Source organism: Rahnella woolbedingensis (assembly GCF_003602095.1).
GTDB classification, from domain to species: domain Bacteria; phylum Pseudomonadota; class Gammaproteobacteria; order Enterobacterales; family Enterobacteriaceae; genus Rahnella; species Rahnella woolbedingensis.
Window position 1 is genome coordinate 104518 of the sequence record NZ_RAHH01000017.1, and the last position, 17623, is coordinate 122140.

Below are 17623 nucleotides of genomic sequence, written 5' to 3' on the forward strand. Positions count from 1 at the left end.
AAATTAATTACTCAATATTTGAATATTTTATTCATCAATGCGAGGGATATTTGCTACTTTAGGTAAGATAATCCGCAAAACGTGACCTACGTATTCTGAGAAGACGGGATAAGCCACCATGAGTTGTATGATCCGTATCCGCCAGTTGTATCCGACACTGGCACAAAATGACCGCAAGCTGGCTGATTTTTTACTGGCTCAGCCGGATAAAGCGCGTCATATGAGCTCACAAAAACTGGCCGTCATGGCGGGAGTCAGCCAGTCGGGCGTGGTGAAATTCGCCCAGAAACTCGGTTACAAAGGCTTTCCTGCACTGAAACTGGCCATGAGCGAAACTCTGGCTTCACCCAAAAACAGTGAACCGGTCACCGTACATAATCAAATTTTAAGCACGGACAGTCTGCACGTTGTGGGCGAGAAACTGCTGACCGAGAAACAATCCGCATTGCGTGCGACACTGGATATCAACAGCGAACCACGCTTGCAAATTGCGTTGTCGATGCTGGGCAGTGCCCGCAAAATTGTGCTGAGCGGCATTGGTGCGTCGGGGTTAGTGGCAAGGGATCTGGCGTTTAAGCTGTTGAAAATAGGCGTCACGGCCATTGCCGAATCGGATACTCACGTTTTAGTGGCCACCGCACAGGCACTTTCAAAGGAAGATTTACTGCTGGCGATTTCGTTCAGCGGTGAACGCAGCGAAATCAATCTGGCGGCGCGGGTTGCCCGGGAAAGTGGCGCTAAAGTTCTGGCGATCACCGGGTTTTCACCGAATACCTTGCAACAGCAGGCCGATCACTGTTTGTACACGGTCGCGGAATTACCGGCTACACGCGGTGCCGCGCTGTCAGCCACCACGGCGCAGTATTCACTGACCGATCTGCTGTTTGTCGCGCTGGTTCAGCAAGATACCGAACATGCACCGGAGCGGATACGCCACAGCGAAGAACTGGTTAAAAAGCTGGTTTGATCAGGATCATTTGAGGGGTGGAAAGGCTGCGAGGCAGAACCTACACCAGCGCAATTCTGCTATACTGCTCGCCCTGATGACTGAACGATACGAGAAAACGCCATGGCCCTGCTGATCACACACAAATGCATCAATTGCGATATGTGCGAACCGGAGTGCCCGAATCAGGCGATCTCGATGGGCAATGAGATTTACGAAATTGACAGCGACCGTTGCACGGAATGTGTCGGGCATTACGACAAGCCGACCTGCCAGAGCGTCTGCCCGATAGACAATACGATCATCATCAATGCGCAACACACTGAAACCAACGAAGAGCTTTGGGATAAGTTTGTGGTATTGCATCACGCCGTATGACTCATTGCGTGATGCAATGGATTAGTTCTCAATAATCACTGTTGCGCAGGCATAACGCCGCTCATCAGCCAACGTGACATGTACCGATTTCACGCCCATTTGTGCCGCCATTTCTGCCGCGCGGGCATGAAAAACCAGCCCCGGTTTACCCAGCACATCATTGATCACTTCAAACTGCTCAAACGCCAGACCGTTACGAATACCGGTTCCCAGCGCTTTCGCCGCGGCCTCCTTCACGGCAAACCGCTTGGCCAGAAAACGAACCGGCTGCTGATGCTGCTGATAAACAGCCCATTCATTGGCGCATAAAATACGCTTCGCCAGCCGGTCGCCGCTGCGTTCAATCACTGCTTCGATACGGGAAATCTCAACGATATCCGTACCTAAACCTAAAATGCTCATTACCGGCGGGCTTCTCTCATCAGATTTTTCATTTCACGTACCGCACCGGATAAGCCGTCGATCACTGCCTGACCGATGATAGCGTGGCCGATATTCAGCTCATGCATTTCCGGCAGCGCTGCAATCGGCTGAACGTTGTGGTAAGTCAGCCCGTGACCGGCATTCACTTTCAGGCCTTTGCCTGCTGCGTAAGCCGCACCTTGCTTAATGCGTTCCAGCTCAGCCTGACGCTCAAGGTCAGTTTTCGCTTCAGCATACGCACCGGTATGAATTTCGATGTAAGGGGCCCCCACCGCAACGGCGGCATCAATCTGGCGCATATCGGGGTCGATAAACAGGGAAACCAGAATGCCGGCTTCGCTGAGACGGGAAACAGCCACGGTCATTTTATCCAACTGACCGGCGACATCCAGACCACCTTCAGTGGTGACTTCCTCACGCTTTTCCGGCACCAGGCAGCAGAAATGCGGCAAAACTTCACAGGCAATTCCGACCATTTCATCGGTGACAGCCATTTCGAGATTCATGCGAGTCTGGATGGTCTGGCGCAGAAGGCGCACGTCGCGGTCAGTGATGTGACGGCGATCTTCACGCAGGTGAACGGTGATCCCATCAGCACCAGCCTGTTCAGCGATGAATGCCGCCTGAACCGGATCAGGGTAAGCCGTACCGCGTGCATTACGCAGTGTCGCGATGTGATCAATGTTAACGCCCAACAGCAACTCAGCCATAACAGCTCCAGATTTGAGAATGAATTGATTTATGAGTGGATCAGAAAAGCCAATTTCTGCAGTTTACACCCTTGGGCGTAGCGACGTGTAGCCCGAAATCTGAATTAGCTGGCAGAATTGTCAGAAGGTGCGACAGGCTTTTTGACCTGAAACTGGCGGAACAGCTCACGGCTTTTCAGTGGCTTGCCACCAAGATAGGGCTTGAGCGCAATACGGGTAAAACGTTTGGCGGCGCGCAGCGTGGAAACATCCGGAAAATCACGGCTGGCCAGTGCTTTCAAATCTTTACCAGTAAAGGTGGAGTTGTCGATCACCAGACTGGCGATAAAACCTTTTTCTTCGCGGTAACGGTAGGTCATGGAGTCGCTGACTTCTTCGCCGCTGCCTGCGCAATGCAGGAAATCCACGCCGTAACCCAGATGATGCAGGAGTGCGAGCTCAAACTGACGCAGCGCATATTCTGGAGAGCCAGTCGCACCCGCCAGATTTTGCAGACAATTGAGATAATCGAAGAACAACGAAGAGTAATTGGCTTCCTGCTCAAGCACTCGGGAAACGAGCTCATTAACGTACAGGCCGCTGTAAAGCATCAAACCCGAAAGAGGAAGTGCCAGAGAGACCGGCTCGGCGTTACGCAGGGTTTTCACTTCTCCCCGCCCGCTCCAACGAACCAGTAAAGGCGTAAAAGGCTGCAGGCAGCCTTTCAGATTGGACCGGCGGCCACGCGCTCCTTTAGCCAGAATGCGCACCCGCCCTTGTCCTTCAGTGAAAAGATCCAGCATGAGACTGGTTTCACTGTAAGGTCGCCCATGCAAAACAAATGCGCGTTGCCAGCCTTCCATAGGCGCGGACCTTATAAGTCGTCTGTATAACCCAGACTGCGCAGCGCACGTTCGTCGTCTGCCCAACCGGATTTGACCTTAACCCACAATTCAAGATGAACCTTCGCTTCAAACATGTTTTCCATGTCCTGACGAGATTCGATACCGATGGTCTTGATTTTTGAGCCTTTGTTACCGATAACCATTTTCTTCTGGCCTTCACGTTCTACCAGAATCAGGCCATTGATATCGTAACCGCCACGTTCATTACTCACAAACCGCTCGATTTCTACGGTCACGGAGTAAGGCAGTTCTTCACCCAGGAAACGCATCAGTTTTTCACGGATGATTTCAGAAGCCATAAAGCGCTGTGAGCGGTCAGTAATGTAATCTTCAGGGAAGTGATGAACTGCTTCCGGTAGACGCTTACGCACGATGCTGGCGATGGTATCTACGTTGATACGTTTTTCGGCAGACATTGGCACGATGTCGATAAAGTTCATCTGTTCGCTGAGGAACTGCAAGTGTGGCAACAGCTTCGATTTGTCAGTGACATTATCGATTTTGTTGATAGCCAGCAGAACCGGCGCTTTGATATCGCGCAATTTATTCACGACCATTTCGTCGTCAGGCGTCCAGTGGGTGCCTTCAACCACGAAAATAACCAGTTCAACATCACCGATCGAACTGCTGGCAGCACGGTTCATCAGGCGGTTGATCGCCCGCTTTTCTTCCATGTGCAGCCCGGGGGTGTCCACGTAAATCGCCTGATAAGGGCCTTCTGTATGGATACCCATAATACGGTGACGTGTTGTTTGCGGTTTACGCGAAGTAATGGAGATCTTCTGCCCCAATAATTCGTTCAGCAAAGTTGATTTACCGACGTTAGGACGGCCAACGATTGCTATAAAACCACAGTAATTCTTTTCTTCGCTCATTCAAGCTCCAGCTGTATCAGCGCTTGTTCCGCTGCCGCCTGCTCGGCTTTTCTGCGACTTGAACCGGTTCCTACAACCGGTTGGTTCAAGCCACTAACCTGGCAGTGGATGGTAAACTCTTGGTCGTGCGCTTCACCGCGAACCTGCACAACCAGATAAGAAGGCAACGGCAGATGGCGACCTTGCAAAAACTCCTGTAAACGGGTTTTTGGGTCTTTCTGCTTATCACCGGGACTGATTTCGTCTAAACGACTACGGTACCAATCGAGAATCAGCTTTTCGACGTTCTGGATATCACTGTCCAGGAATACGCCGCCAATGAGTGCCTCCACCGTATCCGCAAGAATTGACTCACGGCGGAAACCACCACTTTTTAATTCGCCCGGCCCTAAACGTAAGCATTCGCCAAGATCGAATTCACGTGCCATTTCAGCTAACGTATTTCCGCGCACCAGCGTGGCGCGCATGCGACTCATATCGCCCTCGTCTACCCGAGGAAAACGTTGGTACAGTGCGTTAGCAATCACATAACTAAGAATGGAATCACCCAGGAACTCTAAACGCTCATTGTGTTTACTGCTTGCGCTGCGGTGAGTCAGTGCCTGCAATAAAAGCTCCTGCTGTTGAAAAGTGTAGCCCAGCTTCCGCTGAAGCCTGTTTATTACGATGGGATTCATGAGTTACCAATAGATCAAGAATGCGTCAAAAACTTCAGCATACGGAACAGGCCTGCTTCGCCCTAAGCCAATCCAAAGCTGTTTCGTTTGCAGTGGCTCCTCCTGTTCGTTTTAAATAAAAACGTAAAATCAGGGGAGCCAACTTTTATCGCCCGAAAGGATATTCTACAACGAGTGGAAATATAATGCTGCGCTAACGGGCACCATTAATTAATGAATTCCACCAATACGGCTTAAACGAACACCGGTAGGCCATTCACCTTCCTGTTTTTTAAAGCTCATCCAAATTGCAGAAGCTTTACCCACTAAATTCTGTTCAGGTACGAAACCCCAATAACGGCTGTCAGCGCTGTTATCACGGTTATCGCCCATCATGAAATAATGGCCAGCAGGAACCACCCATGTCCCCAGCGGCTGACCAGGTTGCTGATAATAAGCTCCCAGTTGGTCACGCGCGCCCGGTACGGTCAGAATATGATGCGTCACGTTGCCCAGCGTTTCATTGCGCTGAACCAGACGAACGCCGTCCTGCGGAACGTTAGCGGTCGGTGGCGTTTCAAAGAAACCACTGCTGGCTTCGCTGCCTGAAGACTGACCGAAAGTCTGTACGAAATCGCTGGCAACGCCGGTGTCATAAGTCACCGCCAAAGCCGTATTGCAATTTTTACCGCTTTCGCATGCTGGCTGAATTGTCACCTGCTTACTGAACGGATCGTACGTCACACGGTCGCCCGGCAAACCGACCAGACGTTTAATATAGTCCACGCTTGGATTGAGCGGATATTTAAATACCACCACATCGCCGCGTTTAGGCTCACCGGTCGGGATAAGCTTGGTCTGGGTAATAGGATCCTTCAGACCATAGGCATATTTTTCGACCACGATGAAATCGCCAATAAGCAGCGTTGGCATCATGGAGCCGGATGGGATCTGGAACGGTTCATAAATAAATGAACGCACCACGAACACAACTAACAATACCGGGAAAACCGAAGCACAGGTTTCCACCCAGCCTGGCTGCTTCGCGACCTTGCTCAGCGTTGTATCGTCAACTGCCCCGCCCGTTTCGGCTTTAATCTTTGCAACTTTAGCCCGGCGTGCAGGTGCCAGCTTGAAACGATCAAGGCACCAGATAATCCCTGAAACCAGCGTCGCAACCGCCAGGATCAGGGCAAACATGTTAGCCATGCATACTCCCTACAACATCAATGAGGTTTTATTTGCTGTCTTTGCCCACGTGAAGAATGGCCAGGAACGCTTCCTGTGGTAACTCAACGTTACCCACTTGTTTCATGCGTTTCTTACCGTCTTTCTGCTTCTGCAGAAGTTTCTTCTTACGGCTGACGTCACCGCCATAACATTTGGCGAGAACGTTTTTACGTAATTGCTTCACGGTGGAACGGGCAATGATGTGAGCACCAATTGCCGCCTGAATAGCAATGTCGAACTGCTGACGCGGGATCAGTTCCTGCATCTTCTCAACCAACTGGCGTCCACGGAACTGTGAATTGCCACGGTGAGTAATCAGCGCCAGTGCATCCACACGGTCGCCGTTGATTAGAACATCAACACGTACCATGTCAGAAGTCTGAAAACGTTTGAAATTGTAATCGAGGGACGCGTAGCCACGAGACGTTGACTTCAGACGGTCGAAGAAATCGAGCACCACTTCCGCCATTGGAATTTCATAGGTCAGCGCAACCTGGTTACCGTGATAGACCATGTTGGTCTGCACGCCGCGTTTCTCAATACACAAGGTGATCACGCTGCCCAGATATTCCTGCGGCATCAGCATATGACACTCTGCGATTGGCTCGCGTAATTCCAGAATGTTATTCAGCGCCGGAAGTTTAGACGGGCTGTCGACGTAAATGGTTTCATTGCCGGTGGTCAGAACTTCATACACAACGGTCGGTGCCGTAGTGATCAGATCCAGATCGTATTCACGCTCCAGACGTTCCTGAATGATTTCCATGTGTAGCAGGCCGAGGAAACCGATACGAAAGCCAAAGCCTAACGCTGTAGAACTTTCAGGTTCATAGAACAGAGAAGCATCGTTCAGGCTCAGCTTGCCAAGCGCATCACGGAAGTTTTCATAGTCATCGGAACTGACCGGGAAGAGACCGGCATATACCTGCGGCTTCACTTTCTTAAAGCCAGGCAAAACTTTATCCGCAGGGTTACGTTGCAGCGTCAAGGTATCGCCCACCGGTGCGCCAAGGATGTCCTTGATCGCACAAACCAGCCAGCCGACTTCGCCGCAGTTCAGGACATCTTTATCAACGCGTTTAGGCGTGAAGATACCCAGACGATCGGCGTTATACACCTGTCCGGTACTCATGACTTTAATTTTGTCGCCCTTTCTCATGGTGCCGTTTTTGATACGGACCAGAGAAACCACGCCAAGGTAGTTATCGAACCAGGAATCGATGATCAGTGCCTGTAATGGCGCTTCCGGATCACCTTCCGGTGGCGGAACATCACGCACCAGACGTTCCAGAACTTCAGGAACACCCACGCCGGTTTTCGCTGAACAACGCACAGCATCCGTTGCATCAATACCTACGATGTCTTCGATTTCTTGTGCTGCGCGATCGGGATCAGCGGCAGGCAAATCGATTTTGTTCAGGACCGGAACCACTTCCAGATCCATTTCCATCGCGGTGTAGCAGTTCGCCAGCGTCTGCGCTTCTACGCCCTGACCCGCATCAACCACCAGCAGTGCGCCTTCACAGGCGGCCAGTGAACGTGAAACTTCGTAGGAGAAGTCAACATGTCCGGGGGTATCGATGAAGTTCAGGTGGTAAACCTGTCCATCTTTCGCTTTGTAATCGAGCGTTACGCTCTGCGCTTTGATGGTGATACCGCGCTCACGCTCAAGATCCATAGAATCGAGAACCTGGGCTTCCATTTCACGATCGGACAAGCCGCCGCAAATTTGAATAATACGGTCTGACAGCGTCGACTTACCGTGGTCAATGTGGGCAATAATGGAGAAATTTCGTATATGCTTCATTATAAAAGTTTTTCTACCTTGGTATTTCTGAATCATTCGCCATGAACATACAGCGACGGTTTGTAGGTTGGCTGTCTTTCGCCTAAGTCGCAGCATTCTACATGCCAGCACCGTGAAAACCTAGTCTCGGTACATCCTAACTCCAGATTATGCGTGCTTTTTCTGAGGTAAATCCCCACATTTTCATTTGTTTTCATTCCCTGGCTGATTTTACCTCCGTCACCTTTACCTCTTTCCGGCATTTTCTCTTAGTTATCCGACCCGCACAGGTTTTAGGAAAATGCCCATATACAAAAACGAACCCTCACGCCTAATATATTGTTATAAAAGAAATTACATTATTTCAATCCACAAAGTTTTAATTCTAATTATTCCTTATTCTTTTTTTATTTTAATTCAATCCGGTCACAAGGTTATCAATATGATCAATGAAGGGCGGCTGCTCAGTCAGCATGGCTTTGCCAAAGCCAACTCTTGGATCACTCTGGTCCTGTCAGTGCTTTTGCTGGTGGGCGGTGCTGTACAGATCGCTTTCTTCCTCGCTTTCGGCCATACCGCAGACGGGCTGCACAGTGTCGCAGTCTCTGCCCTGCTGAGTATTGCGCTCGGGCTGGTGCTTATTTTATTGAGGCGTTTTATCCGACCAGATCAGGTCTATCGGCTTCATGAAAATGGTATTTTGGTTATAAGCCAACTCGATAAGAAGAACCGGTTTATTCCGTTCGACAGAATCACGGATATATACCGTTTCAGAACGGGTAAATATACGCGTCGTATTTTAAATACCATGATATTCAGAGAAGAAAATAGCAAAACATGGCATCGGATCACGCCGAACATTGCTAATTCAGAACGTCTGATTGATGTTATTAAGAATGAGCAGCTGATGTTCCGTGGCCCCTCGGCCTTAAATACGCTGGCACAAGGCGGAGACATTCTTTTTACCTGCATGGTAAATTCGCACTGCGGACTTAAACGGTTTATCGGTTCTAACCTTCTGACAACGAACGAAAAAAGGATCCGATTGAGTGCATTAATGCTGACTACTGATGAAGGGAAGACAATACCGGTAGAGGACATTCAGTTTATCAGCGGCGGAAGCAACAGTCCGTTAATCAGATTGCTCGACAAACACGGTCGGATTTTGTTCTCTGTCGCTTATATTTCACTCTCCAGTGCCGATCTTTTCATCGCACTGATTGAGCATATGATTCAGAACCGGATCCCTGTCAGAAATTAAAAATGCCACAGACCCGGCTGAGTCAGTGGCATTCAATTCGCTTTTGCTAATTCAGATATTACGAAGGAAACTCGCTATCTGCGGAATAACGAAATGCATTGGGAGGTAACCCCACCTGCAACACGACCGGCTGATAACCGGATTTTCCGTCGACTTTTGCCGCGAGTGCTTTGGCGATGATAAAGCCCAGCCCGCCTCCCAGCACAGCGCCGATGACAGCGTACATGTCTGCTTTAAACAGAGCCTGCAATATACCGCCTCCGGCAATTACCCCAAACAGTGGCGTCATATAAACCAGAAATGCGGAACGCAGCAAACTGCCTTCCGGTATTCCCAGTTCAACTTTTTGCCCCGGCTCCAGAGGTTCGGCGAAACTGACCTGAAGATTGTGACCAGTTTGAGGTCCAAGTTCATTCAGCACCCGGGCACCACAACCTGAACGCGAATGGCAGCTACTGCAACCTGACTGCGTTTCACAGCGCAGTGATGCAATACCGTTTTGCCACGACACCACAGTGGCCCATTCTTTCATCATACGATCACCCGGATTTTTTTAGCCAAAAGTCATTTTGCAGAGAAGACAATACTGTCTGTAATACGTTTTGCTGTGGAAGGTGGCAGTTCACCGACGACAGTAATCTCATTTCCGTTACGCACTTCCGTTTGTACGGTTCTGCGCCCTTGCCTGATCAACTGCTCAGAAAGGCCATTCGTTGTCGCACTGATATTGACAGAGAAGCTGAACAATCCGTCAGTGTACAACCGGGATTCTATAGTGACTGGCATATTTGGCAAGCTTCTGCGACTGCTGGCCACTTCAGTGACACCCGCCGGAAGCCATTTTACCTGCCAGCCAAACTTCACCTGCTCAGAGGCAGGCAATGAAAGGACCGGTGGCAGATTGGCTTTCTCGATTTCTGCAAGAGTCCCGATGACTTGCTTCCCATCATCAAAACTGATGACCCGGAATTGTTCCAGCGTTTCGCCGTCACGGTCTAATAAGTCGACACGCATTGGCAATTTCGTCTGTTCATCCACCCAGATCACATAGCTGAATCTTGTACCGTCACGCGACACCACGCGGATCACCTGACTCAGGCGATCTGCGGCACGCGCACGACCGACAGCAATGAAATCATAGTATTTTGACAGCTGGGAAAAATCGCTGAAGACAATGGAAGGCAGGGAATCAACGATATGATCGCCATCCAGAGTAAAAGGCTGAAGCCCGGTTTCAAAGTAACTGATGTCTTTTCCACGCTGGACAATTTCACGGCGCGGACCATCCATCAGAACCAGTTGAGCGAGCGAGGATTGATTAGAAACAGCATGACGATAGCGAAAGGAATCAATCCCTTGCTTCGTGATGTTAATAAAACCCATTTCATAATTCAGCGACTGACTGGCTTTGCCCATCCCTTGTAATAACGCCTCGGAAGTAGGATCTGCCGAGGCGATACTTGGAGTAAGCAGGCTGCCCGTCACTAAACAAGCGGCAAACCAAAATTGCTTCATTACTGCGTTTGCGTTCCTAAAGACTGAGTTCCTGGGACCTGAACAGCGGCTTGCTGTGGAGTAACAGGTTCGAGCTGGAGCTGCTCAGAATGCAAGCGGCGCTGCAGTTCGTAATCCTGCAACATAGCGTTGATACGCTTACGTTGCTCCTGCACATTTTGTTGCCCGCTGGCAGTGTTGCCTTCATTTGGCACGCCGAAGCTGACCGGAGAGGCTTTACCCATCATTGGCAAGGTATTAAATGCCGGCGTTTCCGGAGAAGCGCCCGATGCGTCAGGTTGGTTGTAATGTTGCACACCGACAATCACGGCCAGCGATACACAAGCAGCCACACCAACCTGAGTCAGCTGGCTCGCCCAAGGGCGCACCTTCTGCCAGAAAGGCATTTTTTGCCAGGTATGAGGCTGAGGCTGCGATTCTGTTGCGGAACCCGGCACCAGTTTAACCGGCTCATTTGCCAGCGCTGCGGCCACACGGTCTGCGATATCCAGATGCACCACATTCCCAATATCACCGCGTAAGGTATCGCGGATCAAATGATAACTCTGCCAGTCTTGCTGAAGCCTGGAATCAGTTGATAAAGAACTTAACAGTTCAGAATCAATGGCTTCACCATCCATCAGAGCGGAAAGCTTTTCTTTCTGCATGCCTAAGTACCCTTCCTGTGTCCGTCATCTCTAACGCTGGATGAGCGGTTGAACCTTGTTATCAATTGCTTCCCGGGCACGGAATATTCGCGATCTTACCGTACCCACCGGACAATCCATGATGGCGGCTATTTCTTCGTAGCTCAATCCATCTAACTCCCTTAAGGTTATCGCCATGCGAAGATCTTCAGGAAGTGCTTCAATAGTACGGAAAACTATCTGCCGTAACTCTTCAGACAACATTAAGTTCTCAGGGTTCGAAATTTCTTTAAGGGCACCGCCACTTTCGAAATTTTCGGCTTCGCTCGCATCGACATCACTGGATGGCGGACGACGCCCCTGAGCGACTAAATAATTTTTCGCTGTGTTGACTGCAATACGATACAGCCAGGTATAAAAAGCACTGTCGCCGCGGAAAGATTCCAGCGCACGATACGCTTTTATAAAAGATTCCTGAACCACATCAGGCACATCGCCCTGTGGGACATAGCGGGATACAAGGCTCGCTACCTTATGCTGGTAACGGATAACCAGTAAATTGAACGATTTTTGATCACCCTTCTGGACCCGCTCAACCAGAACTTGATCGGCTAACTGCTCGCTCATCCGAGGTAAAATCTCCCCAAAACCATCTCCGCGCTTTGAATCGTACTGCCAGCTTTCATCATTATATTCCTGAGCAAGTACTGCTTGGAGTTCACATGGAACAATAAGTTCCACATCGCCATTGTTTTTTCTATTGAAGTCTTAAGCCCGTGGCTTTTGCACGGAGGTTTAGGCTAACATGAATTTCCCTCTTCTTCTGCAAACATCATACGTTATGCAACCTTCATCTGAATTTGTTAGCGATGTATTGATAATCGGAAGTGGCGCTGCGGGCCTGTCTCTGGCTTTGCGACTTGCAGACCACTGTCACGTCACTGTTCTCAGTAAAGGCCCCCTCAACGAAGGCTCCACGTTCTACGCACAAGGCGGTATCGCCGCCGTATTCGACGAAGCAGACAGCATTGCCTCACATGTTGATGACACATTAATTGCTGGCGCAGGCCTTTGCGATAAAGAAGCGGTTGAATTTATCGCCAGTAACGCACGTCATTGTGTGCAGTGGTTGATCGACCAGGGTGTACTGTTTGATACCGAAACCAACGCGAGCTCAGAAGAGCGTTATCACCTGACTCGTGAAGGCGGTCACAGCCACCGCAGGATCCTGCATGCTGCTGATGCTACAGGTAAAGAAGTAGAGACTACGCTGGTTGGGAAAGCAAGAGCACACGCAAATATTTGCGTTAAAGAGCGCTATAATGCCGTGGATTTGATCACGTCCAGCAAGCTCGGATTACCGGGCACTCAGCGTGTCGTCGGTGCCTATGTCTGGAACCGTGATAAAGAGCATGTGGAAACCCTGCGGGCCAAGGCGGTTGTACTGGCCACGGGCGGCGCTGCCAAGGTGTATCAGTACACCACCAATCCTGATATCTCCTCCGGTGATGGCGTGGCTATGGCGTGGCGCGCAGGCTGCCGTGTCGCCAATCTGGAATTCAATCAGTTTCATCCGACCTGCCTTTATCACCCGCAGGCACGTAACTTCCTGCTGACCGAAGCCCTGCGTGGCGAAGGCGCCCTCCTCAAGCGCCCAGATGGGACACGTTTCATGCCGGACTTCGATGAGCGTGGCGAACTGGCACCGCGTGATGTTGTTGCGCGGGCTATCGACCATGAAATGAAGCGTCTCGGCGCGGACTGTATGTATCTCGATATCAGCCATCGTCCGCCGGAATTCATTAAACATCATTTCCCGATGATTGATGAAAAACTGCAATCGCTGGGTATCGACCTGACAAAACAGCCGATCCCGATTGTGCCTGCTGCGCATTACACCTGCGGTGGCGTTATGGTGGATCAGCACGGGCGCACCGATCTCGATGGATTGTATGCGATTGGCGAAGTCAGCTATACCGGCCTGCATGGCGCTAACCGTCTGGCTTCTAACTCACTGCTGGAATGCGTGGTGTATGGTTGGTCGGCGGCAGAAGACATCATCAAGCGTCTGCCTCACGCCAAACTGGCGAAAAAAATTCCACCGTGGGATGAAAGCCGGGTGGATAATTCCGATGAGCAGGTCGTTATCCAGCATAACTGGCATGAACTGCGCCTGTTTATGTGGGATTACGTGGGGATTGTGCGCACCACGAAGCGCCTGGAGCGCGCCCTGCGCCGCATCATGACGCTGCAACAGGAAATTGACGAGTATTACGCCAACTTCCGTATTTCCAATAATCTGCTGGAATTAAGAAATCTGGTGCTGGTTGCCGAACTTATTGTTCGCAGCGCGCTGGAACGTAAAGAAAGTCGCGGCCTGCATTACACGCTCGATTATCCTGATTTACAGGAAAACCCGCAGCCGACAATTTTGCAGCCCTAGCGTTAAAAAAGTGCGAAGGAACGCACTTTTCACCGGCCACCCTGCCATCAGTAATTCAGATAAAAATCCGTAATCAGTGCACAAAATGCTTCGCTGTAAACCCCTTCCGATTTTCTCAGGGCCAGCTCCTGATCCACGCACTCTGTCGGATTTCTGGCTAATGTCAGCAACAAACGATTAAGCGGTTTTCCCGGACGGTCGCGTACCGCCATCCGCCACGCACTGAACCAGCCTTTCTGGTGAGCCAGTGCCTCAAATGCCAGACCGATGTCATACGGCAAAACAACGCTGAACATTCCTGCTGGTGTGATCAGCTTCTGCGCGCATTCCAGCAGCGCCTCATGCGTCAGGGTTTCGGTATAACGGGCGGCATTGCGGGCTTCATCACGGCAGGCAACGGCCGATTCAAAATAAGGCGGATTGCTGACAATCAGATCATACTGAGCAGGGTGTTTTTGCGCGTACTCATTAATATCCTGCGCATGAACAGACAGTCTTTGCGCCCAGACTGATTCGCGGAAGTTTTCCGCAGCCTGTCCGGCGGCGGCCGATTCCAGTTCAACGGCATCGATAAAAGTATGAGATTCGCTGCGCTGTGCCAGCATCATGGCAATCAGACCGCTGCCACAGCCGATGTCTAGAACTCGACGCGCCTGACTGACCGGCGCGGTAGCCCCCAGCAGAACACCGTCAGTGCCGACTTTCATCGCACAACGGTCGTGGGCGACGAAAAACTGTTTAAAGGTAAAACCATTGCGCCGTAAAGGCTGTGCGGAACTGACTTCTTTTGTCACTCATTTCACCGTAATAACGCCAGCCAACAGGGCTGGAAACGAAAACTGTCGTAGCATAGGGCAAAGAGAAGCAGAGTAAAAGCCACGCAAACCGCTTAAATAGGTGAAGATCGCAGCTAACACGTCTATAATCGGCGCCCCAAGTAGAGGTAGACCATGACTGTAACCACTTTTTCCGAACTCGAACTCGATGAACGCCTGATTGAAGCCCTTGGCGACAAAGGCTATAGCCGTCCTACTGTCATTCAGGCAGAGGCCATTCCGCCAGCAATGGACGGACGCGATGTGTTGGGTTCGGCTCCTACCGGCACCGGCAAAACAGCGGCATTCCTGCTGCCTGCATTGCAGCATTTGCTGGATTTCCCGCGTAAGAAATCTGGTCCGCCACGTATTCTGATCCTCACGCCAACCCGTGAACTTGCTATGCAGGTTGCTGAACAGGCGCGTGAGTTAGCCAAACATACCGAACTGGATATCGCGACCATCACTGGCGGCGTGGCTTATATGAACCACGCTGAAGTGTTCAGTGAAAACCAGGACATCGTCGTTGCGACGACAGGGCGTTTGCTGCAATACATTAAAGAAGAAAACTTCGACTGCCGCGCTATCGAAACGCTGATCCTCGACGAAGCCGACCGCATGCTGGACATGGGTTTTGCTCAGGACATCGAAACGATTTCTGCCGAAGCACGCTGGCGTAAACAGACGTTGCTGTTCTCCGCAACGCTGGAAGGGGAAGCCATCCGTGAATTCGCAGAACGCATTCTGACTGAGCCGGTAGAAATCGAAGCCGACCCGTCACGTCGCGAACGCAAAAAGATCTTGCAATGGTATTACCGCGCCGACGATCTGGCGCATAAAACCCAGATGCTGATCCATTTACTGAAACAGGAAGATGTCACTAAATCGGTGATCTTCGTGCGTAAGCGCGAGCGTGTGCATGAACTTGTTGCCTGGCTGCGCGAGGCAGGGATCAACTCCTGTTATCTCGAAGGCGAAATGGTACAGGTGAAACGCACCGAAGCCGTCAAACGTATGGTCGAAGACCGCGTTAACGTGCTAGTTGCCACTGATATCGCCGCGCGCGGTCTGGATATCAACGACATCAGCCACGTCTTCAACTTTGACCTGCCGCTGACCGCTGATATCTATCTGCACCGTATCGGCCGTACTGGTCGTGCTGGCCGCAAAGGCACCGCGATTTCTTTTGTGGAAGCGCATGACCATCTGCTGCTCGGTAAAATCGGTCGTTACCTGAACGAGCCACTGAAAGCGCGTGTGCTCGAAGGCTTCCGTCCTAAGACCAAAGCCCCAAGCGAGAAAGTAACCGGTAAGCCATCGAAGAAAGTGCTGGCGAAACGCAAAGAGAAGCAAAAAGCGACGCAGGAAAAATCGAAGGTGAAAGTGAAAGTTCGCCATCGTGACAGCAAAAACGTCGGCAAGCGCCGCGTTAAGCCTGATGCGGCAAAAGACGCCTCTTAAAAAGCATTTGGCTAATTTGATGCAAAGAAAAACCGCCCCGAAAGGCGGTTTTTTTATATCCGTATTTTCATATCCGTATTTTATATCAATAACCTACCGGATTCTGAAAGACTTAGAAGCGATTACAGGCTTTCAGTGAAAGTACGGGTAATCACGTCACGCTGCTGTTCAGCAGTCAGTGAGTTGAAACGTACCGCATAGCCGGACACACGAATGGTCAGCTGTGGATATTTTTCAGGGTGCTTAACCGCATCTTCCAGAGTTTCACGACGCAGTACGTTAACGTTCAGGTGCTGACCACCTTCCACGCGCACAGTCGGCTGAACTTCCATCGGCACTTCACGATATTCAAACTTGCCAAGATCGCTGACAGCCACAATCTGGTCTTCCGCAAAACCCGCTTTTGCACACACACAACGAGCTTCTGCTTTTTCATCATCGAGCAGCCAGAAAGAGTTTTTCAGCGCTTCGTTTTCGGTTTTAGTAATTTGGATCCCGGTGATCATATGTTGCCTCCAAGTTGGCTACAGTACTGTTAATTGATTGATGTCAGGCCGAACCACAACCTGCTTTCCTGTTGTCAGATATAACAGCAGAGCACCCTGCATTCTTTGATAAATATCAACCTTTTCCTTGTGGGTATTTCTCACCCTCAGCATATTTATGTTTTATATCAATTTTTTCAAGGCACCTGATTAAATTATTTTTGTAAATTATCAACAATTTTGCAAAGACGTTAAGTCGCAGATAAATATCAGCAAAAGCTCATACGGGTTTCACTGAGCAGGATGAGCAGGTAAGCTACTGCCAGTTTAAAATTACCTTCAAAAGGAGAGCGTCAATGTCCACTACTCTCACCTGGCATGACGTGATCGGTCAGGAAAAAGAACAGCCCTACTTCGTTGATATGCTGAAGTTTGTCGCCGCTGAACGCGCGGCCGGTAAAACCATTTATCCTCCACAGCAGGATGTATTTAACGCCTTCCGTTCGGCAGACCTGGCAGATGTCAAAGTGGTGATCCTGGGTCAGGATCCTTACCACGGCCCCAATCAGGCTCACGGATTATCATTTTCTGTGCGCCCGGGGATCCCTGCCCCGCCTTCTTTAGTCAACATGTATAAAGAACTGGTGACTGATATTCCCGGCTTCGAACGACCTGCTCATGGCTATCTGCAAAGCTGGGCCGATCAGGGCGTGATGCTGCTGAATACGGTTTTGACCGTCGAAGGCGGTCAGGCGCATTCACATGCCAAGCTGGGCTGGGAAACCTTTACCGATAAAGTCATTTCCGCCCTGAACGAAAATCGTGAAGGGATTGTCTTTTTGCTCTGGGGTTCTCACGCGCAGAAGAAAGGCAACATTATCGACCGCAACCGCCATCATGTTTTGAAAGCGCCGCACCCTTCTCCGCTGTCTGCGCATCGCGGTTTTCTGGGATGTAAGCATTTCTCACAGGCGAATGCCTTGCTTGAACAACAGGGTCTGGCACCGATTGACTGGATGCCTGTACTCCCTGAACAGGCATAAATGCGACCCGAACAGCCAGAAAAAAGAGGCACCCGTGAAGGTGCCTCTTTCGTTATATCAGACGGCTAAAAACAGAATCAGGCTTT

19 protein-coding genes are annotated in these 17623 nt (G+C 50.5%); 6 read left to right on the forward strand and 13 right to left on the reverse strand.

Annotated elements, in window-relative coordinates; all coding sequences use genetic code 11:
- Window positions 1-118: 118 nt before the first annotated feature.
- Together D6C13_RS15415 and D6C13_RS15420 are read left to right on the forward strand one after the other, a co-directional pair.
- Window positions 119-967: a MurR/RpiR family transcriptional regulator gene (locus D6C13_RS15415; RefSeq protein ID WP_120133592.1), complete on the forward strand. Its 849-nt coding sequence runs from the start codon at window positions 119-121 to the stop codon at window positions 965-967.
- A 102-nt stretch (window positions 968-1069) separates the two neighbouring features.
- Window positions 1070-1324, forward strand: coding sequence for a YfhL family 4Fe-4S dicluster ferredoxin (locus D6C13_RS15420; RefSeq protein ID WP_120133593.1), 255 nt, complete (start codon window positions 1070-1072; stop codon window positions 1322-1324).
- Between the two features lie 21 nt (window positions 1325-1345).
- On the opposite strand, the gene acpS is transcribed toward D6C13_RS15420, so the two are convergent.
- The 7 genes from acpS to lepA form a co-directional block, all read right to left on the reverse strand.
- Window positions 1346-1726 (reverse strand): holo-ACP synthase, encoded by a 381-nt coding sequence (acpS, locus tag D6C13_RS15425; protein WP_120133594.1) that lies wholly within the window; start codon window positions 1724-1726, stop codon window positions 1346-1348.
- The gene (gene pdxJ / locus D6C13_RS15430) at window positions 1726-2457 is read right to left on the reverse strand and encodes a pyridoxine 5'-phosphate synthase (RefSeq protein ID WP_120133595.1); all 732 of its coding nucleotides are present in this window, start codon (window positions 2455-2457) and stop codon (window positions 1726-1728) included. Before pdxJ ends, acpS begins: the two co-directional genes overlap by 1 nt.
- Window positions 2458-2561: 104 nt before the next feature.
- Window positions 2562-3299: a DNA repair protein RecO gene (gene recO, locus D6C13_RS15435; protein WP_120133596.1), complete on the reverse strand. Its 738-nt coding sequence runs from the start codon at window positions 3297-3299 to the stop codon at window positions 2562-2564.
- An 11-nt stretch (window positions 3300-3310) separates the two neighbouring features.
- A complete protein-coding gene (era, locus tag D6C13_RS15440; RefSeq protein ID WP_120133597.1) occupies window positions 3311-4216 on the reverse strand; it encodes a GTPase Era in 906 nt (301 codons plus the stop codon).
- Window positions 4213-4893 (reverse strand): ribonuclease III, encoded by a 681-nt coding sequence (gene rnc, locus D6C13_RS15445; RefSeq protein WP_112164245.1) that lies wholly within the window; start codon window positions 4891-4893, stop codon window positions 4213-4215. The genes era and rnc overlap by 4 nt, the downstream gene beginning before the upstream one ends.
- A 210-nt stretch (window positions 4894-5103) precedes the next feature.
- A complete protein-coding gene (gene lepB / locus D6C13_RS15450) occupies window positions 5104-6081 on the reverse strand; it encodes a signal peptidase I (protein WP_120133598.1) in 978 nt (325 codons plus the stop codon).
- A 28-nt stretch (window positions 6082-6109) separates the two neighbouring features.
- The gene (gene lepA / locus D6C13_RS15455; protein WP_120133599.1) at window positions 6110-7909 is read right to left on the reverse strand and encodes a translation elongation factor 4; all 1800 of its coding nucleotides are present in this window, start codon (window positions 7907-7909) and stop codon (window positions 6110-6112) included.
- Window positions 7910-8330: 421 nt separating this feature from the next.
- Here lepA and D6C13_RS15460 point away from each other — a divergent pair, with 421 nt between their 5' ends.
- On the forward strand, window positions 8331-9149 hold the full coding sequence (locus tag D6C13_RS15460) for a DUF6585 family protein (RefSeq protein ID WP_120133600.1): 819 nt from the start codon (window positions 8331-8333) through the stop codon (window positions 9147-9149).
- A gap of 58 nt (window positions 9150-9207) precedes the next feature.
- Here the strand turns inward: D6C13_RS15460 and rseC are convergent, their stop codons facing one another.
- Genes rseC through rpoE form a run of 4 tightly spaced genes read right to left on the reverse strand, consistent with a single transcriptional unit; the run spans window position 9208 to window position 11917 of the window.
- Window positions 9208-9684 carry a SoxR-reducing system protein RseC gene (rseC, locus tag D6C13_RS15465; protein ID WP_120133601.1) on the reverse strand — a complete coding sequence of 159 codons (477 nt, stop codon included), beginning with the start codon at window positions 9682-9684 and terminating at the stop codon, window positions 9208-9210.
- A gap of 29 nt (window positions 9685-9713) precedes the next feature.
- Window positions 9714-10664, reverse strand: a complete 951-nt coding sequence (rseB, locus tag D6C13_RS15470) for a sigma-E factor regulatory protein RseB (protein WP_120133602.1) — start codon at window positions 10662-10664, stop codon at window positions 9714-9716.
- Complete coding sequence (rseA, locus tag D6C13_RS15475; RefSeq protein WP_120133603.1) at window positions 10664-11311, reverse strand: anti-sigma-E factor RseA; 648 nt, start codon at window positions 11309-11311, stop codon at window positions 10664-10666. The genes rseB and rseA overlap by 1 nt, the downstream gene beginning before the upstream one ends.
- 30 nt (window positions 11312-11341) lie before the next feature.
- A complete protein-coding gene (gene rpoE / locus D6C13_RS15480) occupies window positions 11342-11917 on the reverse strand; it encodes an RNA polymerase sigma factor RpoE (protein ID WP_120133604.1) in 576 nt (191 codons plus the stop codon).
- Between the two features lie 214 nt (window positions 11918-12131).
- Here rpoE and nadB point away from each other — a divergent pair, with 214 nt between their 5' ends.
- Entirely contained in the window at window positions 12132-13733 is a 1602-nt protein-coding gene (gene nadB / locus D6C13_RS15485) for an L-aspartate oxidase (protein WP_208642902.1), read from the forward strand.
- 47 nt (window positions 13734-13780) lie between these two features.
- Here the strand turns inward: nadB and trmN are convergent, their stop codons facing one another.
- Complete coding sequence (gene trmN / locus D6C13_RS15490) at window positions 13781-14527, reverse strand: tRNA(1)(Val) (adenine(37)-N(6))-methyltransferase TrmN (protein WP_120133606.1); 747 nt, start codon at window positions 14525-14527, stop codon at window positions 13781-13783.
- A gap of 156 nt (window positions 14528-14683) precedes the next feature.
- Here trmN and srmB point away from each other — a divergent pair, with 156 nt between their 5' ends.
- Complete coding sequence (gene srmB, locus D6C13_RS15495; protein ID WP_120133607.1) at window positions 14684-16009, forward strand: ATP-dependent RNA helicase SrmB; 1326 nt, start codon at window positions 14684-14686, stop codon at window positions 16007-16009.
- A gap of 122 nt (window positions 16010-16131) precedes the next feature.
- On the opposite strand, the gene grcA is transcribed toward srmB, so the two are convergent.
- The gene (gene grcA, locus D6C13_RS15500) at window positions 16132-16515 is read right to left on the reverse strand and encodes an autonomous glycyl radical cofactor GrcA (RefSeq protein WP_120133608.1); all 384 of its coding nucleotides are present in this window, start codon (window positions 16513-16515) and stop codon (window positions 16132-16134) included.
- A 335-nt stretch (window positions 16516-16850) separates the two neighbouring features.
- On the opposite strand from grcA, the gene ung reads away from it, so the two are divergent.
- Window positions 16851-17537 (forward strand): uracil-DNA glycosylase, encoded by a 687-nt coding sequence (gene ung, locus D6C13_RS15505; RefSeq protein ID WP_120133609.1) that lies wholly within the window; start codon window positions 16851-16853, stop codon window positions 17535-17537.
- Window positions 17538-17623 lie beyond the last annotated feature (86 nt).